The organism is Streptomyces sp. NPDC001373, from assembly GCF_042895815.1.
GTDB lineage: Bacteria > Actinomycetota > Actinomycetes > Streptomycetales > Streptomycetaceae > Streptomyces.
Map to the genome: position 1 here is coordinate 282,400 of NZ_JBIAWQ010000010.1, position 21,191 is coordinate 303,590.

Sequence of the window (21,191 nt, forward strand, 5' to 3'; positions counted from 1 at the left end):
TTATGTGATCAGCCTGAGGGCGCCGGGAACGCACGCGGCGGCCGCCGGGAGGGGACCGAGCGGCTCGCCGTCCGCGCAGGCGGTCAGGTCCGGGGCCTCCAGGGCGACCTTCGCGTCCTGCGGTGGGATTGACGAAGAGGGTGATCTCTGCGCTCATCCCGGGAAATCCGCCGGTCAGGTGGCGTCGTCGTAACCGTTGATCTGGCGGCGTCCGCCGTCGGCCTGCTCGGGCAGCACTGAGGGGGCCGGGGCCGTGTCCGCCGCGCCGATCGGCGAGGGGGTCAGGTCCAGGTCCGAGGCCTCGTCGTCGTCGAGGTCGGCGTCCGGGTTGGAACGCCGGCGGCGGCGGTCGTTGAGGAGGCAGATCCCGAGGGCCAGGAAGTACAGGGCCACGATCGGGGAGGCGAGGGTCAGCATGGTGACCGGGTCGCCGGTGGGCGTGGCGAAGGCCGCGAAGATCGTGATGCCCAGGACCATGCCCCGCCACCAGCTGCCCAGCCGCTTGGCGCTGAGGATGCCGGTGAAGTTCAGCAGCACCAGGATCAGCGGGAGCTCGAAGGCCAGGCCGAAGACGACGACCATGCGCGTGACCAGGTCGAGGTAGTCGTCGACCGGGAGCAGGTTCTTGACGTGGTCGGGGGTGAAGCCGAGGAGGATCTCCGCGGTCTGCGGGAGGATCTTGTACGCGAGGATCGCGCCGGCCAGGAACAGCGGCGCGCCGACGGCCACGAAGCTGAGCGTGTACCGCTTCTCGTTCTTGTGCAGGCCGGGGGCGGCGAACGCCCACAGCTGGTAGAGCCAGATCGGTGCGGACAGCACCATGCCCGCGGAGAGGCCGACCTTCAGGGCGATGGAGAAGGGCCCGGTCAGGCCGTTGGCCGTCATCTCGGCGCAGGGGGCGCCGTTGCGCTGGTGGGTTGCCCCGTTGACACAGCCGACGGAGGAGAGCATCGGCTCCAGCAGGAAGTCGATGATCGGCCGGAAGAAGTAGGCGCAGACGATCGTGACCACGGCGATCGCCAGGACCGACTTCAGCAGGCGGTTTCTCAGCTCACGCAGGTGCTCGACGAGTGGCATGCGCCCTTCGGCGTCCTTCGGAGGCCGATCTCGCTTCTCCTGCTTGCGGGCAGACTTGAGCAACCCACGTCCCTTGTCTCGTTGCAAATGGCCGGCGTGCTGGGGGTGACCCCCGGAGGTCAGCCCTGGGTGGTACGGCCCGGCTCGCCGACCGGACGGGAGCTGGTGACGTCACCGGGCGCGGCCTGGATGGTGCGCGGGGCGACGGGCTGCTGGGCGTCGGCGGCCGGGGCGGCGGCGGGCGCGTCGTCGACCTCGCCGTCCTTCTTCATGGCCTTGGCCTCGCTCTTGAGGATCCGGGCCGACTTGCCGAGCGAGCGGGCCATCTCGGGGAGCTTCTTGGCACCGAACAGCAGCACGATGACAGCGATGATCAGAAGGATCTCGAGGGGCTTCAGATTGCCGATCATGTGTGTCTTCCTTACTCACCGAAACGGCTGGTTGGTGGTGGCCTCGAGGTACCGGACAGACGTCCGGCACCTCTCTGACATGGATCGTAACCCCCGAGGGTTAACGCCCGGCAATCCCCAGGGGGGTGTCCGGGCCCGCCCGCGGCTCCGACGGTACGGGGCAGGCCGCGCGGTTTCCATAAGGAGGACGCACCGACCTGCCGCTGCCCGCTAGGTCCGCAGCGCGCCCTCGCGGCGTGCGGCCCCGGCCAGGTCGGTCGCGGCCCGCTCCAGGTCCCCGGAGGCCTCGGTGATCCGGCGGCTGGCCACGGCCACCTGCCGCGACAGCCGGCGGACCTCCAGGAAGACCCGCAGAGCCAGCACGGACAGGACGGCGATCCCGAGGAACCCCAGGGCAATCGCGAACATCGGCCACAGCATGGGACGAGCCTAGCGCGCCCGACTCAGAGGCTGCGCAGGGTGCTCACTCCCCCGCCGGTCAGCAGCTCCACGATGCGCTCACCGGCGGGTTTGCGGACCTGGGCGGAGCACTCGGGACAGGTGAAGGAGTAGAAGGTCGTCCGCCGACTCCCGCCGATCGCCAGCCGCAGGGCGTCCGCGGCGAGCTCGAAGGACGCCCGGCACTCGGGACAGGCGGCCTTGAAGGTGACCGGTTCCGCACCGGAAGATGGCGACATCTCTCCGTTCTCCTTCTAGACCTGTTCCCCGTACCCCGCGAGTGCTTCTGTGGCGGCCTCGCGGGCGCTCTGCGCCAGCTCCGGCGGCGAGACGATCCGGCCGTCGCGGCCCAGGCGCAGCGCGAGCCGGCGCAGCGAGGCCGGGTCGGGGCTGCGCAGCACGATCCGCAGGCCCCCGCCGGGCAGCTCCTCGGCGCTGTCGTGGGGGTAGTACTCGGCGACCCAGCGCCCGCCGGGGCCGACCTCGACGACCACCTCCGGATCCTCAGCGGCCGGCTGGACCAGGCCCTCGGACAGGTCGCGCGGCTCGATGGCCGGCGGTTCGGCGCGCTCGTCGAGGAGGCGGATCTCCGCGACCCGGTCGAGGCGGAAGGTGCGCCGGGCCTCGGAGAGGTGGCACCACCCCTCCAGATAGGTGTGTCCCACCGCGAAGAGCCGGATCGGGTCGACGGTGCGCTCGGTGAGCTCGTCGCGGGCGGGCGAGTAGTAGCGCAGCCACAGTCGGCGCCGCTCGGAGATGGCCCGGTCGACGTCGGCGAAGACCCCGCCCTCGGACTCGAAGGTCACCGACAGCCGGGAGCTGGCCCCGGCCGCCTCGCCCGCGGCCGCCTCCAGCTTGGCGGTGGCCCGCAGCAGCGCGTCCCGGTCGCTCTCGCGCAGCCCCGGCAGGGTCGCCACCGCGCGGGCGGCGACCAGCAGGGAGGTGGCCTCGTCCGCGGCCAGGCGCAGCGGCTCGGCGGTGGACTCCCCCGAGGCGTCGGCGTTGTGCCACCAGATGCGGTCGCCGTCGGTGTCGATGTCGAGCAGGTCCCCGCCGCGGAAGCTGGTGCCGCACATGGGCAGCACGTCGAGGTCCGAGATCAGCTCGTCCTCGGTGATCCCGAAGGCCCGGGCGACGTCCGCGACGTGCGCTCCGGGGCGCTCGCGCAGGTAGGTCACCAGGGACAGCATCCGGCGGGTCTGGTCGATGGCGTTCGCGGCCATGCTGGTACGTCTCCCCCTCAGGGCGTTGCTAGTGAAGTTCCGGTCAGCCCTGGGCGACGGCGCGCAGCCGGTCGACCACGTCGGACCGCAGGTCCGCGGGCCCGACCACCACGACGTCCGGGCCGAACTCCACGAGCCAGGCGTCCAGCCCGTGCCCGTACGGGATCTCCAGCTCGTCCCACCCGTCGGCGCCCTCGCGCACCGCGGTGGCCTTGGCCCGCAGCGGGTAGCCGGAGCCGGCGCGCAGCCGGATCAGCGCGGAGCGCTGGGCGCCTTCGCCGGCCCAGGCCGCCACGGTCTCCCGCACGGTCACCACGTCCGGCACCTCGGCGGTGTACTTCCCCGCGCGCGAGCGGACCTTGCCGGTGATCCGGGAGAGCCGGAACACCCGCTCCGCCCCGCGGTCGCGGTCGTGGCCGGCCAGGTACCAGTGGCCGCGCCAGCACTCCAGGGCCCACGGCTCGACCTGGCGGAGCTCGGGCCGGGCGGCATTGGACTTGCGGTAGTCGAAGACCACCGGCCGGCGGTCCCGGCAGGCCAGCATCAGGGGCTCGAAGGCCGCCTCGTGGACCGGGATGCGCGGCTCGATCGCGCTGTGCTGGCCCTCGTACGGGTCGCCCGCCTCCGGCATCCCGCCGGCGCGCAGCTTCTGCAGGGCCCCGCTGGCCGCGCCCGCGAGGCGGGCCTGCTGCCAGACCTTGGCGGCCAGCCCCAGGGCGGCGGCCTCCTCGGCGTCCAGGGAGACGGGCGGGAGGCGGTTGCTGTCGCGGCGGGCCAGGTAACCGGTCTCGCCCTCCAGGTTCTCCACCGTCTCGATCACCAGGCCGAGTTCGCGCAGGTCGTCCTTGTCCCGCTCGAACATGCGGTTGAAGGAGTCGTCGTTCCCGGCTTCCAGGTACGCCTCGATCGACCCGCGCAGCTCGCGCTTGCTGAGGGGACGTCGGGTCCCCAGCAGACACAGCGCCAGATTCATCAGCCGCTCGGCCTTGGCGATCGCCATCGACGCCCTTCCCCCGCTCCTCGACACACACACTCGTGACCGTTGACCGTACCGCCAAGGCGCTCCCGGACAAAAGCGAGGACCCCCGCCTCACGGCGGGGGCCCTGCGCGGTGACGGCCCGTGGATCAGGCGGCCATCAGGTCGCAGACGAAGATCAGCGTCTCGCCCGGCTTGATGGCGCCGCCGGCGCCGCGGTCGCCGTAGGCGAGGTGCGCCGGGATGACCAGCTTGCGGCGGCCGCCGACCTTCATGCCCTGGACGCCCTTGTCCCAGCCGGGAATGACCTGGCCGACACCCAGCTTGAACTGCAGCGCGGAGCCGCGGTTCCAGGAGGCGTCGAACTCCTCGCCGGTGGAGTAGGCCACGCCCACGTAGTGGACGGAGACCATGGAGCCGGCCTTCGCCTCGGCGCCGTCACCCTCCCAGATGTCCTCGATGACCAGGTCGGCCGGGACCGGGAAATCGGGGAAGTCGATCTCGGGCTTCTCGAGCTTGTCGCTCACGGAACTGCTCCTCATACGTACCGAAAGGGGGCCCCTCGCCCGCGGAGGCGGAAAGGGGCAACCTCACCAGTCTTACACTGCTCCGACGATGTCCACGACGAAGACGAGGGTGGAGTTGGCCGGGAGGTCCTCACCCTTGGCCTGGTCCTTGTAGGCCTGCTCCGGCGGGATCACCAGCAGGACGCGGCTGCCGACCTTCTTGCCCACGAGGCCCTTGTCCCAGCCCTCGATGACCTGGCCCTCGCCGATCTTCGTCGAGAACGGGGCGCCGGTCTTCCAGGAGGTGTCGAAGAGCTTGGCGGCGTCCTTGCCCTGGTTCGGGGCCCAGGCCGCACCGCTGTACTGCATGTACACGGTCTGACCGGACTTGACCTCCGGGCCCTTGCCCTCGATCAGGACCTTGTCGACCAGCTCCTTCGGCGGGTCGTTCTTCGGGATCGTGATCGTGGCCTCCTTGTCCTCGTCGGCCTTGACCTGCGGCAGGTCCGACGGGATCGGGGCCTGGGTGCCCTCGGCCTTCTTCGGCATGACCTGGTCGAGGTCCATCACGAAGACCAGGTTGTCCTTCGGGCCCACGCCCAGCTGCGGCTGGCCCTGGTCACCGAAGGCGGCGGCCGGCGGAGCCACGACCAGCAGACGGCTGCCGACCTTCTTGCCGAGCACCGAGTCGCTGAACAGCGGCAGAATCGTCTGCGAGCCGGCCGGGACGACGACCGGCTGGCCGTCCTTGTCGTAGGAGCCCTGGAGCTCCTTGCCGCTCTTCCAGACCTTGCCCGCGTACTTGGTGACCACGAGATCGTCCTTCTTGATCTCCGGCCCGGTGCCCTCCTTGAGGACGTTCACCACGAACTTGCCGCTCGGCTCGCCCTTGGGGACGGTGATCTCGGCCTTCTTGCCCGCCTCACCGGCCACGGTCGGCATCGGGTCCGCGGACGCGACCGGCTTCGGCACGTCAGCGGGCTTGGAGGCGGAGGCCGACGGAGAGGAGTCCTTCTTCCCGGAGTCGTCGCCCCCTCCGCAGGCCGCGGTGAGCATCAGAGCCGGCACGATGAGCGCGGCAGCAAGTCGGCGTCGCACAGTGGTCCTCAGGGTCGCTGGAATGGTCCGTCGTAGCGGCCCACTCTACGGGCTGGCCCCTGCGCCACAAGGCTCTGGCATGCGAGGACCCCGCACGCTGGCGCGTACGGGGGCCCCCGGCCGCACCGGTCACATACCGGCGATCAGCTTCTCCACCCGGTCGTCCACCGACCGGAACGGGTCCTTGCACAGCACGGTCCGCTGCGCCTGGTCGTTGAGCTTGAGGTGGACCCAGTCGACGGTGAAGTCCCGCCGCTGCTCCTGGGCGCGGCGGATGAAGTCCCCGCGCAGCCTCGCCCTGGTGGTCTGCGGGGGCACCGACTTGCCCTCGAAGATCTTCAGGTCGTTGCAGACCCGCTCGGCCTGCCCCTTGCGCTCCAGCAGGTAGTACAGGCCCCGCCGGCGGTGGATGTCGTGGTAGGCGAGGTCTATCTGGGCGACCCGCGGGTTGGACATGGTCATGTTGTGCTTGGCCCGGTAGCGCTCGATCAGCTGGTACTTCATGACCCAGTCGATCTCGCGGCCGATCCGGTCCAGGTCCTCGACCTCGATGGCCTCCAGGGTGCGGCCCCACAGCTCCAGCACCCGGTCCACGACCCCGGTGCGGATCCCCCGCCGTTCGGCGAAGTCCAGGGCCTTCTCGTAGTACTCGCGCTGGATCTCCAGGGCGGAGGCCTCGCGGCCGCTGGCCAGCCGCACCTTGCGCTGGCCGGTGACGTCGTGGCTGACCTCGCGGATGGCCCGGATCGGGTTCTCCAGGGTCAGGTCCCGCATCACCGTGCCCGCCTCGATCATGCGCAGCACCAGGTCGGTGGCGCCGACCTTGAGCAGCATGGTCGTCTCGGACATGTTGGAGTCCCCGACGATCACGTGCAGACGGCGGTAGCGCTCCGCGTCCGCGTGCGGCTCGTCGCGGGTGTTGATGATCGGCCGGGAACGGGTGGTGGCGGAGCTGACGCCCTCCCAGATGTGCTCGGCCCGCTGGCTGACGCAGTAGACCGCGCCCCGGGGGGTCTGCAGCACCTTGCCCGCGCCGCAGATCAGCTGGCGCGTGACGAGGAAGGGAATGAGGATGTCCGCCAGACGGGAGAATTCACCGTGCCGGGCCACGAGGTAGTTCTCGTGGCAGCCGTACGAATTGCCCGCCGAGTCGGTGTTGTTCTTGAAGAGGTAGACGTCGCCGGCGATTCCCTCCTCGTGCAGCCGGCGTTCGGCGTCGACGAGCAGGCCTTCGAGAATGCGCTCGCCCGCCTTGTCGTGGGTGACCAGTTCGGTCAGGCTGTCGCATTCGGGTGTTGCATATTCCGGATGCGATCCCACGTCGAGGTACAGGCGGGCGCCGTTCCGCAGGAACACATTGCTGCTGCGGCCCCATGACACGACACGGCGGAAGAGGTAGCGCGCCACTTCGTCAGGAGACAGTCGGCGCTGTCCCCTGAACGTGCACGTGACGCCGTACTCGTTCTCCAGCCCGAAAATGCGGCGGTCCATGACTGAACATTACGCCTTCTGCCCTCTTCTGAAACCGGGTTCGAGAGCGGCGTTCCGATCAGTTTTTGATCAACTGCTCCGAGGACGCCCCCGCTGAGCCCGCCACGGCCCGGCTGCGACCACCGCGGGACAGGACCGACTGAGTGGCCGTCAGGACGAGGAAGGCCGCCACGCCCGCGCCGCCCGCCACCGCGAAACCGGCCGTCGTCCCGCCCAGTTCCACCGCCGGACCGGCCGCCGCCGTGCCGAGGGCCGCGCCCACGCCGAAGAAGGTCACCAGCCAGGAGAAGGCCTCGGTCACCGTGCCCGCCGGCGCGTGCCGGTCCACCACGATGAAGGCGCAGGCCAGCGAGGGGGCCAGGAACACGCCGGACAGCGCGGCCAGCGCCGTCATCGCCACCGGGCCGACGCTCAGCATCAGCGGCAGGTAGCCCACGGCCAGCAGGCCCACCAGCAGCCGCAGCCGCCGCTCCGGGGCCCCCGCCCACTGCCGGGCGCCGTAGACCACGCCGCCCACCAGCGCGCCCAGGCCCAGGGCCGCCATCAGCCAGCCGTACACCGCCTGGCCGCCGTGCCCGTCGGAGTACGCCACCGCCGCGACCGCGATCGAGCCCAGCGCCATGCCCACGAAGAAGAACGCGCCCAGCAGCGCCAGCAGCCCCCGCGAGCGCAGCGCGCCCAGCCAGTGGGCCTCGCGCGGCGCCGAGCGCCAGGTGCGGGAGGGCTCGGAGAGCACCACCATCAGCACACCGACCAGCCCCACGCCGTTGAGCACCAGCAGCGCCGCCGCCGGGGACCACAGCGCGACGCACAGCGTCACCAGCAGCGGGCCGACCGTGTACATGATCTCCTGGGCCACCGCGTCCATCGCGTACGCGGCGTGCACCCGTTCCTCTCGGCCGCCGAGCACCGACGGCCACAGGGCCCGCAGGCCGCCCTCCAGGGGCGGCGTGAACAGACCGGAGACCAGCACCGCCGCGTAGGCGGCGGCCATGGAGCCCGTACCGGCCAGAGCCAGCCACACCATGCCCAGCGCGGAGACCAGCGCCGCGGGCAGCTGCACCCGCGGCTGCCCGTAGAGGTCCACCGCCCGGCCCAGCAGCGGCTGCCCCACGGCGTTGGCCAGCCCGTACGCGGCCGCCAGCGCGCCCGCGAGGCTGTAGCTGCCCCCCTCGGACCGGATGAAGAGGACGATGGCGATGGCGGCGGTGGCGTTCGGCAGCCGCCCGAGCAGCGTGCCCGCCAGCAGCCTCGCGGCGTACCGGGTCCTGAGCAGCTCCGCGTAACCCGCGGCCATGAATGCCCCCTTCTGCCCGGACTCTCCGCCGGGGTAATACGTATAACTCGACCGGTCATACGTACCATGGCGACAGACCCGGGGTCCACCCGGCGGACCACCCGCACCCGCCCCACCTGGCACTTCAGGAGCTTCCTGTGACGAGACCCACCAGCCGCGACGTCGCCACCGCCGCCGGGGTCTCCCAGGCCACCGTCTCCCTCGTCCTCGGCGACAAGTGGCGCGGCCGCGTCTCCGAGCGCACCGCCGCCCTGGTCCGCGAGGCCGCCTCCACCCTCGGCTACCGCCCCAACCTCGCCGCCCGCAACCTCCGCCTCGGCAGCACCCGCACCGCCCTCCTCGTCGTCCCCGCCCTCACCAACGAGTTCTTCGCCCGCGTCTACACCGGCGCCGCACGCGTCGCCGCCGCCCACGGCTTCGGCGTCGTCCTCTACCCCTCCCCCGACGGCACCGGCCCCGCCCGCGACCCCTTCGCCTCCGCCCGCGCCGCCCTCGACGGGGTCATCGCCTCCTCCATGGCCGCCGGAGCCCTCGACGCCATCGGCGGCGACGACCTCCCCCTCGTCATGCTCGACAGCGACCCCGGCTCCGGACGCGCCGCCGCCCACGTCAACCTCGCCATGGCCGACGGCGTCCGCCAGGCAGCCGAACACCTCCTCGCCCACGGCCACCACCGCTTCCTCCACCTCGCCGCCGGCGTCGACACCTGGACCTTCCACATCCGCGCCCGCGCCCTCGCCGCCCTCCTGGGCCCCGGCACCGAGCTGCGCACCGTACGGGCGGCCCTGAGCGTCGACGCCGCCCGCACGGCCATGGAGACGGCCCTCGCCGACCCCGGGGACCGGCCCACCGCCGTCCTCTGCGACGACGACGTCCTGGCCGCCGGCGCCTGCAAGGCCGCCCGCCGCCTGGGCCTGCGCGTCCCCGAGGACCTCTCCGTCACCGGCATCGACGACCTGGGCCTGGCCACCGCCGTGGAACCCGAGCTCACCACCGTCCGGCTCCCCGCCGAGCAGGTCGGCGAACAGGGCATGAACGCCCTCCTCGCCGTCCTCGACGGCTCCCCCTGGACCGCCCCCGACATCCCCGTCGAACTGGTCGTCCGCGACTCCACCGGCCCCGCACCGGCCGGCCCCTGACGCACGAGGCCCCGGCCCGGCCCCCCGAGGGGAGCGGACCGGGGCCTCGCGCCGGACCGGAACTACTCGGCGTCGTCCTCCGGCGCCTCGTCGTTCGACACGGCGTCCACCTGGGCCGCCGCCGGGACCTCCGCCTCCAGCAGCCGCGCCAGCTGCCGGCCCCGGATCCGCTTGAACTTGCGCTGCTGGGCCCGCGTACGGTCCAGCACCGCGACCTCCAGCCGCTCGGCCGGGATGGTCTTCTCGGCCCCGTTGGCCTGGCTGGACAGCGCCTGCACCGCGAGCTTCAGCGCCTCGGACAGGTTCATCCCGTCCCGGTGCCGCTGGTCGAGGTAGCTGCTGATCTGCTCGGCGTTGCCGCCGACCGCCACCGAGCCGTGCTCGTCGACGATCGAGCCGTCGTGCGGCAGCCGGTAGATCTGGTCACCGGCGGCCGTCGCACCGACCTCCGCCACCACCAGCTCCACCTCGTACGGCTTCTCGCCGGCCGAGGAGAAGATGGTGCCGAGGGTCTGCGCGTAGACGTTGGCCAGCCCACGGGCCGTCACGTCGTCACGGTCGTAGGTGTATCCGCGCAGATCGGCGTAGCGCACACCGCCGATGCGCAGGTTCTCGTACTCGTTGTACTTGCCGGCGGCCGCGAAGCCGATCCGGTCGTAGATCTCGCTGAACTTGTGCAGCGCGCGGGACGGGTTCTCGCCGACGAACACGATGCCGTCGGCGTACTGCAGCACGACGAGGCTGCGTCCGCGGGCGATGCCCTTCCGGGCGTATTCCGCCCGGTCGGCCATGGCCTGCTGGGGTGACACATAGAACGGAGTCGACACCGGTGTTCCGTCCCTTTCTTCTGGGCGACGAGAGGACTGGTCAGAGCAGGGCGGCGCGCGGGCCGTCGGGCTCCTGGAGCCGGCGGTCCGTCACCTTGCGGGCGAGCGCCTGCGACTCGTCCTCGTCCAGCCTGCGGAAGCCCTCGTCGGTGATGACGGTGACGATGGGGAAGATCTTGCGGTACAGGTCCGGGCCGCCGGTCGCCGAGTCGTCGTCGGCGGCGTCGTACAGCGCCTGCACGACCAGCGTGGTGGCCTGCTCCTCCGTCAGGTCGGGGCGGTAGAGCTTCTTCATGGAGCCCCGGGCGAAGATGGAACCGGAACCGGTGGCGGCGTAGCCGTGCTCCTCGGAGCGGCCGCCGGTCACGTCGTAGGAGAAGATCCGGCCCTTCTCCTTGCCCTCGTCGTAGCCCGCGAAGAGCGGCACGACCGCCAGCCCCTGCATGGCCATCCCGAGATTGCTCCGGATCATGGTCGAGAGCCGGTTCGCCTTGCCCTCCAGCGACAGCGTCGCCCCTTCGACCTTCTCGAAGTGCTCCAGCTCCAGCTGGAACAGCTTGACCATCTCCACGGCGAGGCCGGCCGTACCGGCGATGCCCACCGCGGAGTACTCGTCGGCCGGGAACACCTTCTCGATGTCCCGCTGCGCGATCATGTTCCCCATCGTCGCCCGCCGGTCACCGGCGAGGACGACCCCGCCGGGGAAGGTGGCGGCGACGATGGTCGTCCCGTGCGGGGCCTCGACGATCCCCTCGGGAAGCTTCCGGTTCCCCGGCAGCATCTCGGGCGCGTGCGCGCCCAGGAAGTCCATGAAGGACGACGACCCCGGCGTCAGGAAGGCTGCCGGTAGACGCCCTGTGCCACGACTGTTGGGTTCCACAGGTTTCCTTCCACGTATGCGGCTGCACGCCTGATGACGTCCGGCCGATCCTTGAACTGCCCCAGGGCTGCGTTGCAGCTGAAGCACAGTACGCCTCGGACCTTACCCGTCTGATGATCGTGATCAACGTGCTCGGCGGGAGCCATCCTGCAGATCACGCAGACCCCGCCCTGAGCGGTGATCATCTCGTCGCGCTGGGCCTCGGTGATGCCGTGGGAACGCTTGAGATGGCCCGCCCGTCCACGAGCCGCTTTGCACGGCTTGCAACACGTGGCGAGGCCGTCCGAGGCGGTCGCATTCTTGTGCCACTCGCTCTGCGGCTTCACCTCGCCGCATGATCGGCACCGCTTCCAGTCCGGTGGCGCCTCTCCCCTGTCCCAGACGCGCTTGCCCTTCTCGGCCTGCTGCCGCCGATAGCGTTCGGCTCCATACGCCGCCACGCACTCGCGGCACCTGGCCTGCAAGCCGTCCCTGGTGACCCGATTCGCCGCGAACGAGCTGAGCGGCTGGTGTCGGCCACATCCACGACAAAGCTTCGATTCCGTAGACATGGCCCCACCCCACCAGACCCACCTTCAATTCGAAGGCGAAGGGGCCTACTGGCCACCCTTCTGAACGAAGCTTCGAACGAAATCCTCAGCATTTTCCTCGAGCACATCATCGATTTCGTCCAAAACCGAGTCGACGTCGTCGGAGAGCTTCTCCTGCCGCTCCTTGAGGTCGGACTGCGCTTCCGCGGCCTGCTCCTCGACCTCCTCGGTCGAGCGAGTGGCCTTCTGCTGTCCGCCGCCGGTGTCCTTGGTCGCCATGTCTACCTCACCCCGCTCGGTTCGCGCGCTCACACGGAGAGACCCCGGGATTCGGGACCTCTCAAGATCAGACCCTACGCCGGACCCTACAAGGAGGGTCCGACATTCGTCCCCGTACTTTCACAACGTCCGTCCGACTTCATGATTCCCTGACGGGCCGCATTTCAGGCCCGCTCACTGCCCCGAAAGCACCCGCACCAGGTCCTCCGCCGTGCGACAGCGGTCCAGGAGTTCCTTGACGTGCTTGCGGGTCCCCCTCAGGGGCTCCAGGGTCGGGACCCGCTGGAGCGAGTCGCGGCCCGGGAGGTCGAAGATCACCGAGTCCCAGGAGGCCGCCGCCACGTCGTCCGCGTACTGCTCCAGACAGCGGCCCCGGAAGTACGCCCGGGTGTCCTCCGGGGGCTTGCCCTCGGCCCGCTCGACGTCCGCCTCGTCCAGCAGGCGCCGCATCTTCCCGCGGGCCGCGAGGCGGTTGTACAGCCCCTTCTCGGGCCGCACGTCCGAGTACTGGAGGTCGACCAGGTGCAGCCGCGCCGCGTCCCAGCCGAGTCCGTCGCGCCTGCGGTAGCCCTCCAGGATCTCCCGCTTGGCGATCCAGTCCAGCTCTCCCGCCAGGCTCATCGGGTCGGTCTCCAGCCGGCCCAGCACGTCCTCCCAGCGGGTCAGGACGTCCTTGGTCTGCTCGTCGGCGTCGGTCCCGAACCGCTCGTCCACGTACTTCCTGGCCAGCTCGAAGTACTCCATCTGGAGTTGTACGGCGGTCAGGGTGCGCCCGCTGCGGAGCGTGATCAGGTGCTGGAGGTCCGGGTCGTGGGAGACCTGGTGCAGGGTGCGCACGGGCTGGTCCACCGCCAGGTCCACGCTGATGAACCCGTCCTCGATCATGGCCAGGACCAGCGAGGTCGTGCCCAGCTTGAGGTACGTGGAGATCTCGGAGAGGTTCGCGTCGCCGATGATCACGTGGAGCCGGCGGTACTTCTCCGCGTCCGAGTGGGGCTCGTCGCGGGTGTTGATGATGGGGCGCTTGAGGGTGGTCTCCAGCCCCACCTCGACCTCGAAGTAGTCCGCGCGCTGGCTGATCTGGAAGCCGTGCTCGCGCCCGTCCTGCCCGATGCCGACCCGGCCGGCGCCCGTGACGACCTGGCGGGAGACGAAGAAGGGCGTCAGGTGGCGCACGATGTCCGAGAAGGGGGTCTCCCGCTTCATCAGGTAGTTCTCGTGCGTGCCGTAGGAGGCGCCCTTGTTGTCGGTGTTGTTCTTGTAGAGGTGGATGGGCTGCGCGCCCGGCAGCTGGGCGGCCCTCTCGGCGGCCTCGGCCATGATCCGCTCGCCGGCCTTGTCCCAGAGCACCGCGTCGAGGGGGTTGGTGACCTCCGGCGAGCTGTACTCGGGGTGCGCGTGGTCGACGTAGAGCCGCGCACCGTTGGTGAGGATGACGTTGGCGAGGCCGATGTCCTCGTCGGTGAGCTGGCTGCTGTCGGCGGCCTCGCGGGCGAGGTCGAAGCCGCGGGCGTCCCGCAGCGGGTTCTCCTCCTCGAAGTCCCAGCGGGCGCGTCGCGCCCGGTGCATCGCCGCCGCGTACGCGTTGACGATCTGGGACGAGGTGAGCATGGCATTGGCGTTCGGGTGCCCCGGGACGGAGATCCCGTACTCCGTCTCGATCCCCATTACTCGCCGTACGGTCATGCGGCCCTCCTTGCCCGGCGGCGCTCCCGTTCGGGGCGGCGCTCAAGTACCGCTGGTGCTCCGGTGCGTCATGTGCGGTGCCCTTCCCGCACTGCGCGACCGGCGGTACGGAAGAGCCTAGAACCACTCCGCGCTGGTGGGGAGATCATTTCAGTCATTGACTTCGCCTTGTCACGGCCGGAAAAGGCGGGCGGTAAAACAGGCGGCCACGAATGCCCCGTGAGGCACCCGCAGCCGCCTCGGACCGTCAGAGGTACTGACCGGTGTTCGCCACCGTGTCGATGGAGCGTCCGGTGTCGGCGCCCTGCTTTCCGGTGACGAGGGTGCGGATGAATACGATCCGCTCGCCCTTCTTTCCGGAGATCCGGGCCCAGTCGTCCGGGTTGGTGGTGTTCGGCAGGTCCTCGTTCTCCTTGAACTCGTCCACGCACGCCTGGAGGAGGTGGGAGACCCGGAGGCCCTTCTGGTTGTGCTCGAGGAAGGCCTTGATGGCCATCTTCTTCGCCCGGTCGACGATGTTCTGGATCATCGCTCCGGAGTTGAAGTCCTTGAAATAGAGGACTTCCTTGTCGCCGTTGGCGTACGTGACCTCGAGGAAGCGGTTTTCCTCGCTTTCCGCGTACATCTGCTCGACGACGGTCTGGATCATGCTGTGGACGGCCACGTCGGGCGAGCCCGAGTGCTCGCTGAGGTCGTCCGTGTGCAGCGGCAGCGAGGCCTTGAGGTACTTCGCGAAGATGTCCTTCGCGGCCTCGGCGTCCGGGCGCTCGATCTTGATCTTCACGTCGAGGCGGCCGGGCCGCAGGATCGCCGGGTCGATCATGTCCTCGCGGTTGGAGGCGCCGATGACGATGACGTTCTCCAGGCCCTCCACACCGTCGATCTCGGCGAGCAGCTGCGGGACGATGGTGTTCTCCACGTCCGAGCTGACGCCGGACCCGCGGGTGCGGAAGAGGGATTCCATCTCGTCGAAGAAGACGATGACGGGGGTGCCCTCGCTGGCCTTCTCACGGGCGCGCTGGAAGACGAGGCGGATGTGCCGCTCGGTCTCGCCGACGTACTTGTTGAGGAGCTCGGGGCCCTTGATGTTCAGGAAGTAGGACTTGCCCGCCGCCTGTCCGGTGACCTCCGCGACCTTCTTGGCAAGGGAGTTGGCGACGGCCTTGGCGATGAGCGTCTTGCCGCATCCGGGCGGCCCGTAGAGCAGGATGCCCTTCGGGGGCCGCAGTTCGTGCTCCTTGAAGAGGTCCGGGTAGAGGTAGGGGAGCTCGACCGCGTCGCGGATCAGCTCGATCTGGTCGCCCAGGCCGCCGATCTTGTCGTAGTCGATGTCCGGGACCTCTTCGAGGACGAGGTCCTCGACCTCGCTCTTGGGGACCACCTCGTACACGTAGCCGGAGCGCGGTTCGAGCAGGAGGGCGTCGCCGGGGCGGATGGTGATGTCCAGGAGCGGCTCGGCGAGCCTCACCACCCTCTCCTCGTCGGTGTGCCCGACCACCAGGGCGCGCTCGCCGTCCTCGAGGATCTCCTTGAGGGTGACGATGTCCCCGGCGCGCTCGAACTGCATGGCCTCGACCACGTTGAGCGCCTCGTTGAGCATGACCTCCTGGCCGCGCCGGAGCTCTTCCGGTTCGACGCTGGGGCTGACGTTCACGCGGAGCTTGCGGCCGCCGGTGAAGATGTCGACGGTGCCGTCCTCGTTCGCCTGAAGGAAGACACCGAAGCCGGCCGGCGGCTGCGCGAGCCGGTCGACTTCCTCTTTGAGGGCCACGATCTGGTCCCGGGCCTCACGGAGGGTGTTCGCCAGTCGTTCGTTCTGGGCGGAGACGCCTGCCAGATTCGTCTGGAGCTCGACGATCCGCTCTTCGAGAATCCTCGTGTGACGCGGAGAGTCGGCGAGCTTGCGGCGCAGGACGGCGATTTCCTGCTCGAGATAGGCAACCTGGCCAGCGGGGTCCTCAGACCCTCGCCCGGGCCGGATGCCGCGGTTGATGTCGTCGTCGTGGGCTGCCACGGTCCTCACCTCCTCCAAGGGGAGCTGGACGCTTCCTGACCCTACCTGGGCTGGTGGTGATTGAAACCCCTAGATCACAAAGACGGTAGGGGTGTGTCCGATCTTCACCCTTGCGTACTCCCTCACGCGAGGGAAATACCCACCCTTCAACATCGGAAAGCAGCCGGTTGTAAGGTCGAAGCGTTCAACACCCGTCCGGGCCCGCGCGACTTGCCGAGAGCCGCCTCCGGTACGGATCGATCAGAGCAGGGAACGGCGGGAGATATGACCGTGCAGCAGGAGGCCCCGACGGGCGGAACCGGCGGGACCGGAGAGCCGCTGGAGGTCTGGATCGACCAGGACCTCTGCACCGGGGACGGGATCTGCGTCCAGTACGCCCCGGAGGTGTTCGAGCTGGACATCGACGGTCTGGCGTACGTGAAGAGCCCCGAGGACGAGCTCCTCGTGGAGGCGGGAGCGACGACTCCGGTTCCCCTGCCGCTGCTCCAGGACGTGGTCGACTCGGCCCGGGAATGCCCGGGCGACTGCATTCACGTAAGGCGCGTTTCAGACGGGGTCGAGGTGTACGGCCCGGACGCCGAGTGACGGTTCAAACACGCCCGGCGGTCGAGTCCGTAAGCTCCTGGCGGAATTTCCCGCCGGTCCAGCGCCACTTGGCGAACTGCTTGACGTCGGGGCTGTAGCGGGGCACGGAGGGCGAGGAGTAGCCCAGCAGGTTCGCCGTGACGACCCGGTCGCGCACGGTCAGGTCGGTGGCCGTCCGGCGTTGGGCGGGGTCGAGGAGGGTGGCCACGACGCGGGGCGGGGCTCCGGGGGCGGCCTCCCGGGTCAGGACGTAGATCGCGTGGGGCGGAGTGCCGGAGCCGGCGTCGCAGCGTACGGCCGCCACCGTCTCGGGCCGGTCGTCTCCGTCGAGGTCGCCCTCCGCGGTGGCGGTGACCAGGTGCGGGGCCCCCTTGCAGTCGAGGGGGTACGCGGCGGCGTGGGCGTCGGGCGCGGCGGCCCGCGGGCCCTTGGCGGTCTCGGGGGCGGGGGTGGCCCCGGTGGCCCGGTCGGGCTGGAGCAGTCCCGCGCCGGCTATGACGGCCGCCATGGCGGTGGCGGTCGCGACCCAGTGGACGGGCTTGGCGCGGCGGTGCGCGAGGTCCTCGGGCGACAGGTCTTCCAACGACGGGGCGTGGCCGGTGGGGCTGTGCGTCACGCGGGGTGTCTCCTGTACGAACGGTGACGGTGAGCCAGCATCGTGCCATACCTCACACCGCGGTGGAACGGCCGGGTCCGCACCGGTCGGAGCGGACAACGAAAAGGCGCTGTGGCGCAGTTCCGGGAGCTCTTCCGGGAACTGCGCCACAGCGCTTTCGTGTTGGGTGCGCCGCCCCGGGCCGGGGCGGCGGGGAGGGCTAGGCGGAGCGGTCGCTGCCGGGGCCCTCGTAGTCCTCGCCGTAGGCGCCCTTGGCGGGGCGGCGGCGGCGCATGGGGGGCTCGACGCCGTCCGCGAGGCGGCGGGCGGTGACGAGGAAGCCGGTGTGGCCGATCATCCGGTGGTCCGGGCGGACGGCGAGGCCTTCCACGTGCCAGTTGCGGATCATCGATTCCCAGGGCTGCGGCTCGGCGAAGCAGCCGATCTCGCGGATGGACTCGACGGTCTTGGACAGCTGGGTGGTGGTGGCCACGTAGCAGCAGAGGATGCCGCCGGGGACGAGGGCCTTCTTGACCGCCTCGAGGCACTCCCAGGGGGCGAGCATGTCGAGGATGACGCGGTCGACGTCGGTCTCGGCCAGGTTGTCCTGGAGGTCGCCCACGGTCAGCTTCCACGCGGGGTGGGGGCCGCCGAAGTAGCGTTCGACGTTGGCGGTGGCGATCTCGGCGAAGTCCGCGCGGCGCTCGTAGCTGTGGAGCATGCCCTGGTCGCCGATGGCGCGCAGCAGGAAGCTGCTCAGGGAGCCGGAGCCCACTCCCGCCTCCACGACGCGGGCGCCGGGGAAGATGTCGGCGAAGGCCAGGATCTGGCCCGCGTCCTTGGGGTAGACCACGGCGGCGCCGCGGGGCATGGACAGGACATAGTCGGGGAGCAGGGGGCGCAGCGCGAGGTAGGCGACGTTGCCGGTGGTGCGGACAACGCTGCCCTCGGGAGCGCCGATCAGCTCGTCGTGCGGGAAGGAACCCTTGTGGGTGTGGAAGTTCTTCCCGGCTTCGAGCGTGAACGTGTAGTGGCGGCCCTTGGGGTCGGTCAGCTGTACCTGGTCCCCGACCTCGAAGGGCCCGCGTCGGCGGGCGGCACCGGTCGGTTCGGACATGTGACCAGTGTATTGGCTTCAGGACTGGGGCCGCGCCATGGCCTTCACGAAGGCCTTCTCGACGTCGAGGGTGGACAGGACGCCGTAGATCTGGCCGCTCTTCTCGAGGACGAGGTACTCGGTGGCGGGGGTGGTGCGGAGGTGGTCGAGGAGTTCCTCGCCGGTGAGTTCCGCCGAAACCTTCATTCCGTCGGTGAGGTCCTGGGCGAGGGTGCTGACGGCGACCCACGGCCGGCGGTGTTCGGGGACGGAGGCGATGGCGGTCTCGCGGACGATGGCGGTGGGGTCGCCCTGGCCGTCGACGACGACGAGGGCTCGGGCTCCGGCCTCGTTGGCGCGGCGCAGGGCCTCGGAGAGGGGGGTGGCGCTCTGGACGGGGATGGCGCGCCGGGTGAGGGTGCGGGCCCGCAGCTCGGGAAGGTGTTCGCGGAGGCGGGCCATGCGCAGGCTGTTGCCGGCGCCGGTCCAGATGATCGCGGCGAGGATGGCGGCGAGGAGGGCGTCCATGACGGTGTCCATGCCGCCGATGTCCTGGGGCGGGTTGCCGAGGACGCCGGTCTGGGTGATCAGGGGCAGACCGAGCAGGACGGTGACGGCGAGGGCGCGGCCGACCCAGGCGGCGGCGACGGTGCCGGTCATGGGTTTGCCGGTGAGGCCCCAGATGAGGGCGCGGAGCATGCGGCCGCCGTCGAGGGGGAGGCCGGGGAGCAGGTTGAAGGCGGCGACGAGCAGGTTGGAGACCATCAGGCCGGCGAGGAGGACGCCGGGGACGCTGGCGGGCTCGACGGCCTTCATGCCGAGGTAAAAAATCCCGGCGAGGACGAGCGAGAGGAGGGGGCCGACGAAGGCGAGGACGAATTCGCGGCCGGGGGTCTCGGACTCCTTCTCGATCTCGGAGACCCCGCCGAAGAACTGCAGCTGGATCCGGCGCACGGGGAGCCTGAAGCGGAGTGCGGCGACCGTGTGGGCGAGTTCGTGGACGAGGACGGAGGCGTAGAAGGCGACGGCGAAGAAGAGCGAGACGAGGTAGCGGGCCGGGCCGAGGTCGGGCAGGATCCGGTCGAGCTGGTCGCCGAAGACCCAGGTGATGAGGGCGGCGACGAGGAACCAGCTGGGCGAGACGTAGACGGGTACGCCGAAGGGGCGGCCCATGAGGATGCCGCCGCCCGGTTCGGAGCGCTTGGTGGGGCGCTCGCCGGTTTCGTCGGTGTCTGCCACGGCTGTCCTTCGTTCGGTGCGTGTGCTTCCAGTGTGGTCCACGTCGTGCGGGTGGTGGCGTGGGGCTGTCGCGCGGTGTGATGCTCCGATCATGCAGGGCGATGGGCCCGGAGTCGATGGTATGCGCGTGCTGTCGGTCCCGGGTCGTAGGGTTTCACGCATGACGACGATCCCCGGCGCCGGTTCCGCCGACGCTTCCCCGGGTGCCGCCCGGCCCGCCTCGCTGTCGCCTTCGCGGGCGGGCGATTTCATGCAGTGCCCGCTGCTCTACCGGTTCCGGGTGATCGACCGGCTGCCGGAGAAGCCGAGCGCGGCGGCGACGCGGGGGACGCTGGTGCACGCGGTACTGGAGCGTCTGTTCGACCATCCGGCGGCGGAGCGGACGGTGCCGCGGGCTAAGGCGCTGCTTCCGGGGCAGTGGGAGCGGCTGCTGGAGGCGAAGCCGGAGCTGGCGGAGCTGTTTCCGGCGGAGGACGGGGGCGCGGGGCTGGCGGCCTGGCTGTCCGAGGCCGAGGCGCTGGTGGAGCGCTGGTTCACGCTGGAGGACCCGAAGCGGCTGGAGCCGGTGGAGCGGGAGTTCTTCGTGGAGACGGAGCTGGAGTCGGGGCTGCGGCTGCGCGGGATCATCGACCGGGTGGACGTGGCGCCGACGGGCGAGGTGCGGATCGTCGACTACAAGACGGGCAAGGCGCCGCGGCCGGAGTACGCGGAGGGCGCGCTCTTCCAGATGAAGTTCTACGCGCTGGTGGTGTGGCGGCTGAAGGGCCTGGTGCCGCGGCGGCTCCAGCTGGTGTACCTGGGCAGCGGGGACGTGCTGACGTACGACCCGGTGGTGGCGGACCTGGAGCGGGTGGAGCGCAAGCTGCACGCGCTGTGGGAGGCGATCCGGGAGGCGACGGAGACGGGCGACTGGCGGCCCCGGCCGACGAAGCTGTGCGGCTGGTGCGACCACCGGTCGGTGTGTCCGGAGTTCGGCGGCACTCCCCCGGTGTATCCGCTGGAGGTCGTCCCGCGGCCCGGCCGCCCGGCGGGTTCCTGACCTCGCGGTCAGGGCAGAATGGGCGGCGCCGAAGCCGTCCGACGAAATACGAGGTAGTTCCCGTGGCGATCCGCGTCCTGCTGGTCGACGACCAGCCACTGCTGCGCACCGGCTTCCGGATGATCCTGGAGGCGGAGCAGGACCTGGTGGTGGTGGGTGAGGCCGGGGACGGTCTGCAGGCGCTGGAGCAGGTGCGGGCGCTGCAGCCGGACGTGGTGCTGATGGACATCCGGATGCCGCGGATGGACGGGGTCGAGGCGACCCGGCAGATCACGGGTCCGGAGCGGAACGGGCCGGCGAAGGTGCTGGTGCTGACCACGTTCGACCTGGACGAGTACGTGGTGGAGGCGCTGCGGGCGGGGGCGAGCGGCTTCCTGCTGAAGGACGCCCCGGCCGATGAGCTGGTGCAGGCGATCCGGGTGGTGGCGGCGGGCGAGGCGATGCTGGCGCCGAGCATCACGCGCCGGCTTCTGGACAAGTACGCCGGCCATCTGCCGTCGGGCGAGGAGAGCGTCCCGGACGCGCTGGGGACGCTGACCGAGCGCGAGGTCGAGGTGCTGAAGCTGGTGGCCCGGGGGCTGTCGAACGCGGAGATCGCGGCGGACCTGTTCGTGAGCGAGACGACGGTGAAGACGCACGTGGGCCACGTGCTGACGAAGCTGGGCCTGCGCGACAGGGTGCAGGCGGCGGTGTACGCGTACGAGAGCGGCCTGGTGCGGCCGGGCGCGCAGTAGGCACCGCCCTGGATACGGCTCCGCCCCGGCA

At 70.5% G+C, this 21,191-nt stretch carries 24 protein-coding genes; 4 read left to right on the forward strand and 20 right to left on the reverse strand.

Going from position 1 to position 21,191, the window contains the following annotated elements; all coding sequences use genetic code 11:
* The 11 genes from ACFY15_RS23625 to ACFY15_RS23675 form a co-directional block, all read right to left on the reverse strand.
* Complete coding sequence (locus ACFY15_RS23625; RefSeq protein WP_390689322.1) at positions 1–129, reverse strand: hypothetical protein; 129 nt, start codon at positions 127–129, stop codon at positions 1–3.
* Between the two features lie 45 nt (positions 130–174).
* On the reverse strand, positions 175–1,140 hold the full coding sequence (gene tatC / locus ACFY15_RS23630; protein WP_390689295.1) for a twin-arginine translocase subunit TatC: 966 nt from the start codon (positions 1,138–1,140) through the stop codon (positions 175–177).
* A gap of 56 nt (positions 1,141–1,196) precedes the next feature.
* A complete protein-coding gene (gene tatA / locus ACFY15_RS23635) occupies positions 1,197–1,487 on the reverse strand; it encodes a Sec-independent protein translocase subunit TatA (RefSeq protein WP_390689296.1) in 291 nt (96 codons plus the stop codon).
* 210 nt (positions 1,488–1,697) lie between these two features.
* Positions 1,698–1,907 (reverse strand): hypothetical protein, encoded by a 210-nt coding sequence (locus ACFY15_RS23640; protein ID WP_390689297.1) that lies wholly within the window; start codon positions 1,905–1,907, stop codon positions 1,698–1,700.
* A 23-nt stretch (positions 1,908–1,930) separates the two neighbouring features.
* Positions 1,931–2,164, reverse strand: coding sequence for a hypothetical protein (locus ACFY15_RS23645; protein ID WP_390689298.1), 234 nt, complete (start codon positions 2,162–2,164; stop codon positions 1,931–1,933).
* A 15-nt stretch (positions 2,165–2,179) separates the two neighbouring features.
* Positions 2,180–3,148 (reverse strand): helix-turn-helix transcriptional regulator, encoded by a 969-nt coding sequence (locus ACFY15_RS23650; protein ID WP_390689299.1) that lies wholly within the window; start codon positions 3,146–3,148, stop codon positions 2,180–2,182.
* A gap of 43 nt (positions 3,149–3,191) precedes the next feature.
* Positions 3,192–4,148, reverse strand: a complete 957-nt coding sequence (locus ACFY15_RS23655) for a helix-turn-helix transcriptional regulator (protein WP_390689300.1) — start codon at positions 4,146–4,148, stop codon at positions 3,192–3,194.
* A 126-nt stretch (positions 4,149–4,274) separates the two neighbouring features.
* Complete coding sequence (locus ACFY15_RS23660) at positions 4,275–4,667, reverse strand: FKBP-type peptidyl-prolyl cis-trans isomerase (protein WP_390689301.1); 393 nt, start codon at positions 4,665–4,667, stop codon at positions 4,275–4,277.
* 57 nt (positions 4,668–4,724) lie between these two features.
* Positions 4,725–5,729: an FKBP-type peptidyl-prolyl cis-trans isomerase gene (locus ACFY15_RS23665; protein ID WP_390689302.1), complete on the reverse strand. Its 1,005-nt coding sequence runs from the start codon at positions 5,727–5,729 to the stop codon at positions 4,725–4,727.
* A 129-nt stretch (positions 5,730–5,858) separates the two neighbouring features.
* Positions 5,859–7,220 (reverse strand): Pup--protein ligase, encoded by a 1,362-nt coding sequence (pafA, locus tag ACFY15_RS23670; RefSeq protein WP_390689303.1) that lies wholly within the window; start codon positions 7,218–7,220, stop codon positions 5,859–5,861.
* A gap of 58 nt (positions 7,221–7,278) precedes the next feature.
* Entirely contained in the window at positions 7,279–8,517 is a 1,239-nt protein-coding gene (locus ACFY15_RS23675; RefSeq protein WP_390689304.1) for an MFS transporter, read from the reverse strand.
* 137 nt (positions 8,518–8,654) lie between these two features.
* Here ACFY15_RS23675 and ACFY15_RS23680 point away from each other — a divergent pair, with 137 nt between their 5' ends.
* Positions 8,655–9,656, forward strand: coding sequence for a LacI family DNA-binding transcriptional regulator (locus ACFY15_RS23680; RefSeq protein ID WP_390689305.1), 1,002 nt, complete (start codon positions 8,655–8,657; stop codon positions 9,654–9,656).
* A gap of 62 nt (positions 9,657–9,718) precedes the next feature.
* Here the strand turns inward: ACFY15_RS23680 and prcA are convergent, their stop codons facing one another.
* The 6 genes from prcA to arc all read right to left on the reverse strand — a co-directional run bounded on the left by prcA (position 9,719) and on the right by arc (position 15,872).
* Entirely contained in the window at positions 9,719–10,483 is a 765-nt protein-coding gene (gene prcA / locus ACFY15_RS23685; RefSeq protein ID WP_390689306.1) for a proteasome subunit alpha, read from the reverse strand.
* Between the two features lie 40 nt (positions 10,484–10,523).
* A complete protein-coding gene (gene prcB, locus ACFY15_RS23690) occupies positions 10,524–11,363 on the reverse strand; it encodes a proteasome subunit beta (protein ID WP_390689307.1) in 840 nt (279 codons plus the stop codon).
* Entirely contained in the window at positions 11,315–11,803 is a 489-nt protein-coding gene (locus tag ACFY15_RS23695) for an endonuclease VII domain-containing protein (protein WP_390689308.1), read from the reverse strand. The genes prcB and ACFY15_RS23695 overlap by 49 nt, the downstream gene beginning before the upstream one ends.
* A 156-nt stretch (positions 11,804–11,959) precedes the next feature.
* The gene (locus tag ACFY15_RS23700; protein ID WP_042803062.1) at positions 11,960–12,172 is read right to left on the reverse strand and encodes a ubiquitin-like protein Pup; all 213 of its coding nucleotides are present in this window, start codon (positions 12,170–12,172) and stop codon (positions 11,960–11,962) included.
* A gap of 174 nt (positions 12,173–12,346) precedes the next feature.
* A complete protein-coding gene (gene dop, locus ACFY15_RS23705) occupies positions 12,347–13,858 on the reverse strand; it encodes a depupylase/deamidase Dop (protein WP_390689309.1) in 1,512 nt (503 codons plus the stop codon).
* A gap of 247 nt (positions 13,859–14,105) precedes the next feature.
* Positions 14,106–15,872, reverse strand: coding sequence for a proteasome ATPase (gene arc, locus ACFY15_RS23710; RefSeq protein ID WP_390689310.1), 1,767 nt, complete (start codon positions 15,870–15,872; stop codon positions 14,106–14,108).
* A gap of 264 nt (positions 15,873–16,136) precedes the next feature.
* On the opposite strand from arc, the gene ACFY15_RS23715 reads away from it, so the two are divergent.
* Positions 16,137–16,457, forward strand: a complete 321-nt coding sequence (locus tag ACFY15_RS23715; protein WP_366454385.1) for a ferredoxin — start codon at positions 16,137–16,139, stop codon at positions 16,455–16,457.
* 4 nt (positions 16,458–16,461) lie between these two features.
* Here the strand turns inward: ACFY15_RS23715 and ACFY15_RS23720 are convergent, their stop codons facing one another.
* The 3 genes from ACFY15_RS23720 to ACFY15_RS23730 all read right to left on the reverse strand — a co-directional run bounded on the left by ACFY15_RS23720 (position 16,462) and on the right by ACFY15_RS23730 (position 19,639).
* Complete coding sequence (locus tag ACFY15_RS23720; RefSeq protein WP_390689323.1) at positions 16,462–17,040, reverse strand: hypothetical protein; 579 nt, start codon at positions 17,038–17,040, stop codon at positions 16,462–16,464.
* A gap of 232 nt (positions 17,041–17,272) precedes the next feature.
* Positions 17,273–18,169, reverse strand: a complete 897-nt coding sequence (locus ACFY15_RS23725; RefSeq protein ID WP_390689311.1) for a tRNA (adenine-N1)-methyltransferase — start codon at positions 18,167–18,169, stop codon at positions 17,273–17,275.
* 18 nt (positions 18,170–18,187) lie between these two features.
* On the reverse strand, positions 18,188–19,639 hold the full coding sequence (locus ACFY15_RS23730; RefSeq protein WP_390826030.1) for a site-2 protease family protein: 1,452 nt from the start codon (positions 19,637–19,639) through the stop codon (positions 18,188–18,190).
* On the opposite strand from ACFY15_RS23730, the gene ACFY15_RS23735 reads away from it, so the two are divergent.
* Together ACFY15_RS23735 and ACFY15_RS23740 are read left to right on the forward strand one after the other, a co-directional pair.
* Positions 19,548–20,426 carry a RecB family exonuclease gene (locus ACFY15_RS23735; protein WP_390826031.1) on the forward strand — a complete coding sequence of 293 codons (879 nt, stop codon included), beginning with the start codon at positions 19,548–19,550 and terminating at the stop codon, positions 20,424–20,426. The two genes, ACFY15_RS23730 and ACFY15_RS23735, sit on opposite strands and share 92 nt — an antisense overlap.
* A gap of 62 nt (positions 20,427–20,488) precedes the next feature.
* The gene (locus ACFY15_RS23740; RefSeq protein WP_390826032.1) at positions 20,489–21,160 is read left to right on the forward strand and encodes a response regulator; all 672 of its coding nucleotides are present in this window, start codon (positions 20,489–20,491) and stop codon (positions 21,158–21,160) included.
* The last annotated feature ends 31 nt before the right edge of the window (positions 21,161–21,191 follow it).

Bases quoted from the DNA above. Each gene is read 5' to 3' on its own strand.
- tatA (WP_390689296.1), bottom strand. From the start codon at position 1,487: ATGATCGGCAATCTGAAGCCCCTCGAGATCCTTCTGATCATCGCTGTC.
- ACFY15_RS23640 (WP_390689297.1), bottom strand. From the start codon at position 1,907: ATGCTGTGGCCGATGTTCGCGATTGCCCTGGGGTTCCTCGGGATCGCC.
- ACFY15_RS23645 (WP_390689298.1), bottom strand. From the start codon at position 2,164: ATGTCGCCATCTTCCGGTGCGGAACCGGTCACCTTCAAGGCCGCCTGT.
- ACFY15_RS23650 (WP_390689299.1), bottom strand. From the start codon at position 3,148: ATGGCCGCGAACGCCATCGACCAGACCCGCCGGATGCTGTCCCTGGTG.
- ACFY15_RS23655 (WP_390689300.1), bottom strand. From the start codon at position 4,148: ATGGCGATCGCCAAGGCCGAGCGGCTGATGAATCTGGCGCTGTGTCTG.
- ACFY15_RS23660 (WP_390689301.1), bottom strand. From the start codon at position 4,667: ATGAGGAGCAGTTCCGTGAGCGACAAGCTCGAGAAGCCCGAGATCGAC.
- pafA (WP_390689303.1), bottom strand. From the start codon at position 7,220: ATGGACCGCCGCATTTTCGGGCTGGAGAACGAGTACGGCGTCACGTGC.
- ACFY15_RS23675 (WP_390689304.1), bottom strand. From the start codon at position 8,517: ATGGCCGCGGGTTACGCGGAGCTGCTCAGGACCCGGTACGCCGCGAGG.
- ACFY15_RS23700 (WP_042803062.1), bottom strand. From the start codon at position 12,172: ATGGCGACCAAGGACACCGGCGGCGGACAGCAGAAGGCCACTCGCTCG.
- dop (WP_390689309.1), bottom strand. From the start codon at position 13,858: ATGACCGTACGGCGAGTAATGGGGATCGAGACGGAGTACGGGATCTCC.
- ACFY15_RS23715 (WP_366454385.1), top strand. From the start codon at position 16,137: ATGACCGTGCAGCAGGAGGCCCCGACGGGCGGAACCGGCGGGACCGGA.
- ACFY15_RS23725 (WP_390689311.1), bottom strand. From the start codon at position 18,169: ATGTCCGAACCGACCGGTGCCGCCCGCCGACGCGGGCCCTTCGAGGTC.
- ACFY15_RS23735 (WP_390826031.1), top strand. From the start codon at position 19,548: ATGACGACGATCCCCGGCGCCGGTTCCGCCGACGCTTCCCCGGGTGCC.
- ACFY15_RS23730 (WP_390826030.1), bottom strand. From the start codon at position 19,639: ATGAAATCGCCCGCCCGCGAAGGCGACAGCGAGGCGGGCCGGGCGGCA.